This is a genomic window from Soonwooa sp. (assembly GCF_030151385.1).
Taxonomy (GTDB): Bacteria; Bacteroidota; Bacteroidia; order Flavobacteriales; family Weeksellaceae; genus Soonwooa.
The window spans coordinates 1-3983 of the sequence record NZ_JASLDS010000012.1; the positions used below are offsets into that span (position 1 = coordinate 1).

Annotated in this window: 4 protein-coding genes; all 4 read left to right on the forward strand. The window is 37.3% G+C overall.

Annotation, left to right across the window (positions count from 1 at the left end; all coding sequences use genetic code 11):
- Nucleotides 1-124 precede the first annotated feature (124 nt).
- Nucleotides 125-1078, forward strand: coding sequence for a transketolase family protein (locus tag Q1V95_RS01855; RefSeq protein ID WP_300669672.1), 954 nt, complete (start codon nt 125-127; stop codon nt 1076-1078).
- A gap of 37 nt (nt 1079-1115) precedes the next feature.
- Nucleotides 1116-2021 carry a pyridoxal-phosphate dependent enzyme gene (locus tag Q1V95_RS01860; RefSeq protein WP_300669674.1) on the forward strand — a complete coding sequence of 302 codons (906 nt, stop codon included), beginning with the start codon at nt 1116-1118 and terminating at the stop codon, nt 2019-2021.
- Between the two features lie 31 nt (nt 2022-2052).
- Nucleotides 2053-3117, forward strand: coding sequence for a glucosaminidase domain-containing protein (locus Q1V95_RS01865; protein WP_300669677.1), 1065 nt, complete (start codon nt 2053-2055; stop codon nt 3115-3117).
- Nucleotides 3118-3215: 98 nt separating this feature from the next.
- Nucleotides 3216-3983: glutamate-1-semialdehyde 2,1-aminomutase (locus tag Q1V95_RS01870; RefSeq protein WP_300669679.1), on the forward strand; the 768-nt coding region annotated here is incomplete at its 3' end.

Genomic DNA, 3983 nt, shown 5'->3' on the forward strand with positions numbered 1-3983 from the left:
CGGAAAAGCTCCAAACGACGAGCAATTGAACACTGCATTCAAGCAATTATATCTAGAAGCTCCTGCTGATTACTAACAATTGGTAATGAGTAAAGGTAATCAGTAATAAAATAATCAGAAAAAAATGAAATTTACATATACAGAAAAAAAAGATACACGTTCAGGATTCGGAGCTGGATTGGCTGAACTTGCTGATACAAACCCGAATGTTGTAGCACTTTGTGCAGATCTTATCGGATCTTTGAAAATGGAGCAATTCATTGAAAAAGCACCTGAAAGATTTTACCAGACAGGTATTGCAGAAGCCAACATGATGGGTCTTGCTGCTGGTCTTAGTATCACAGGAAAAATTCCTTTTACAGGAACTTTCGCTAACTTCTCTACTTCAAGAGTTTATGACCAGATTCGTCAATCGATCGCTTATTCTGGAAAAAATGTTAAAATCTGTGCATCTCACGCAGGTCTTACTTTAGGGGAAGACGGTGCCACTCACCAGGTTTTGGAAGATATCGGGATGATGAAAATGCTTCCTGGCATGACGGTGATCAATCCTTGTGATTACAACCAGACAAAAGCAGCTACTATTGCCATCGCTGATCATGAAGGTCCTGTATATTTAAGATTTGGTAGACCAGCTGTTCCAGTTTTCATGCCGGAAGATATGCCTTTCGAAATCGGAAAAGGTATTCTTTTACAAGAAGGTACAGATGTAACAATTGTTGCGACTGGTCACTTGGTTTGGGAAAGTCTTTTGGCAGCTGAAGCTTTGGAGAAAGAAGGCATCTCTTGTGAAATTATCAACATCCACACCATCAAACCTTTGGATGAAGAAATCATTCTTAAATCTGTTGAAAAAACAGGTAAAATTGTAACAGCTGAAGAACACAACTATCTAGGTGGTTTGGGCGAATCTGTTGCTGGTATGTTGGCGAGAAGAAGGCCAACGCCTCAAGAATTTGTTGCAGTACACGATACTTTCGGTGAGTCTGGGACGCCAGCTGAGTTGATGAAGAAATACAAAATTGATTCGGACGCAGTGATCGAAGCGGTTAAGACAATCATTAACAAAACAAAATAAATTAAAATCCGCACTTAGTTGCGGATTTTTTTTCAGTATGCTGACAACCAAGCACAATATTCCAATTGAGAAGATCGGAAACTTTAATGGTGTGGAACTTTGGATAAAACGCGAAGACCTCATCCACCCTGACATTTCTGGCAACAAGTATTGGAAACTTTTTTATAATGTTAAATATTATTTGGAACAAAATCCAAGTAACCCAAAACTCATCACTTTTGGTGGTGCCTTTTCCAATCATATTGCAGCGGTTGCAGCTTTAGGAAAATCTTTAAACATCTCAAGTCTTGGCATTATCCGAGGTGAAGAATTAAAGGATAAAATCCACGACAATCCAACACTTCATCAAGCTTTTAACAATGGAATGGAATTTAATTTTGTTTCAAGAGAAAGCTACCGAAACAAATCTTTTTTAAGCCAAAATTTTAAACAAAACTTCCCCGATGCATTGATTATTCCAGAAGGTGGAAGCAATAATTTGGCGGTTGAAGGTGTCCAATGGATGCTCAATGAGCATACTAAAGATTTTGATTATCTTTGCACTGCAGTTGGCACTGGCGGAACGATTGCAGGGATTTCAAAATTTGCAGAACCTCATCAAAAAGTTATCGGGATAAAAGTTGTCCAAGACAACAGTCTCGAAAATCTGGTTAAAAATTGGTCAGGAAAATCAAACTTTGAATTATTAAATGCTCTAGAAGCGCGTTATGGCAAAATAACAGACGATAATATTCGTTTTATAAATGATTTTTATAAGAGCTATAACATTCCGCTGGACCCAATCTATACAGGAAAAATGATGCAAAAACTATTGCAACTTATCGATGATAATTACTTCGAAAAAGGTGCAAAAGTTTTAGCATTTCATACTGGAGGATTGCAAGCAATTGCGGGTGCTAACCAACAACTTCAAAAGAAAAATAAAACATTGATTCAGTTTTAATTCTTTTAAAATTTTGAAACTTAAAACAATTATGAAGAGAATATTTGCTTTAGTTTGTATCCTATCACTAAGTTTTGCAAAATCGCAAACTTGGAAAACGGAAGATCAATACATCCAACGATTTGCGAAATACGCGGTCGAAGAGATGGAAAAATATAAAATTCCTGCAAGTATCACTTTAGCACAAGGCCTTTTGGAAACTGGCGGCGGACAAAGTCGATTGGCACAACAAGGCAATAACCATTTCGGCATCAAATGTAAGGAAGACTGGACTGGTAAAAGCATGAAGCATACCGACGATGCACCTAACGAATGTTTTCGCGTCTATGACGACCCTCGTCAATCTTACGAAGACCACTCTATTTTTTTGGCGACCCGAAAATATTACACCAAGCTTTTTGATTTGGATATGAAAGATTACCGCGCTTGGGCTCACGGTCTCAAAAAAGCGGGTTATGCAACCAATCCACGTTACGCTTATATTTTGATCGATAAAATTGAAAAATATAAACTCTACGAATTTGACAATACGTCGACAGATCAGGTTTATTATGCTATTTTAAAATTGTATCCTACACTTAATAATGATGCGGTTTTCATGGCACAAATGGATCAAAACAAAGCCAATTCTAAAGTTACGCCTCCGACTGTTAAAACAACTTACGAGCAAACGTCTTATGCGCAATATCAAAAAGATGCAAACAAACAAAGCGAAACCTTATCGTCACCAGCTTTACTAAAGAATATTTTGGTAAAGAATCATCCGAATGGTGGAATGAAATTTTTCGTGGTTCCTGTTGATACCGATGTTGCAACGATTTCTAAAAAATTCGGCATTAGCGAAAAAAGACTTATTAAGTTCAATGAGCTTAACAGCAATGTTCTGAAGAAAAATGATATTGTTTTCTTAGACAAAAAATCGTCTTCTGGTAATGTTGAGACTTACAAAGCTGAAGTTGGCGAAAATATGCATGACATTGCTCAAAAATTTGGAATTAAACTTTCCAAACTTTATTCAAAAAACAGAATGGACGAAGGTCAACAACCACGCGTTGGACAAGTAATCTATCTTAAAAATAAAAAACCGAGAAGCTAGTTTAATTTGTAATTCGAAATTTGAGATTCGACATTCAAAACTCGAAATTAACAAGAATAAAAACTGTTTTTCAGACAATAATAAATTCATAACAAGACATGTTATATCAAAGAAGTTCTGCCTTATTTGACGAGGCGCAAAAGTATATTCCTGGTGGTGTTAACTCACCTGTAAGAGCTTTCAAATCTGTTGGAGGTGTTCCCGTTTTTATGAAATCTGCCAAAGGTGCTTACCTTACAGATGCTGATGACCGCACCTATGTTGATTACATCAACTCTTGGGGACCTGCGATTTTGGGACACACACATCCAGTTGTTTTAGAAGCAATCCAGAAACAAGCAGAACACGGTTTTTCTTACGGAACACCAACCGAATTAGAAACTGAAATTGCAAAACTTATCGTCGAAAATGTTCCGAATATCGATCAAATCCGTATGGTTTCTTCAGGAACTGAAGCTTGTATGAGTGCTATTCGTTTGGCCAGAGGTTTTACGGGAAGAGATAAAATCATCAAATTCGATGGTTGTTATCATGGACATTCGGATTCGTTTTTAATAAAAGCTGGAAGCGGCGCAGCAACTTTCGGAAATCCGAATTCGCCAGGCGTTACTAAAGGAACAGCGCAAGATACATTGATCGCAACATATAACGATATCGAAAATGTTACAGATATTTTCCGTCATAACCAAGGCGAAATCGCAGCGGTTATTGTAGAACCTGTGGCAGGAAATATGGGTTGTGTTTTGCCAGAAAATAATTTCCTTCAAAATCTTAAAAAAGTTTGTCAAGACAATGGCGCTTTGTTGATTTTTGATGAAGTGATGACAGGTTTCCGTTTGGCTTTTGGTGGCGCACAAGAAACTTTT

Coding starts and splice junctions, on each gene's coding strand:
- Q1V95_RS01855 (WP_300669672.1), top strand. CDS start 125: ATGAAATTTACATATACAGAAAAAAAAGATACACGTTCAGGATTCGGA.
- Q1V95_RS01860 (WP_300669674.1), top strand. CDS start 1,116: ATGCTGACAACCAAGCACAATATTCCAATTGAGAAGATCGGAAACTTT.
- Q1V95_RS01865 (WP_300669677.1), top strand. CDS start 2,053: ATGAAGAGAATATTTGCTTTAGTTTGTATCCTATCACTAAGTTTTGCA.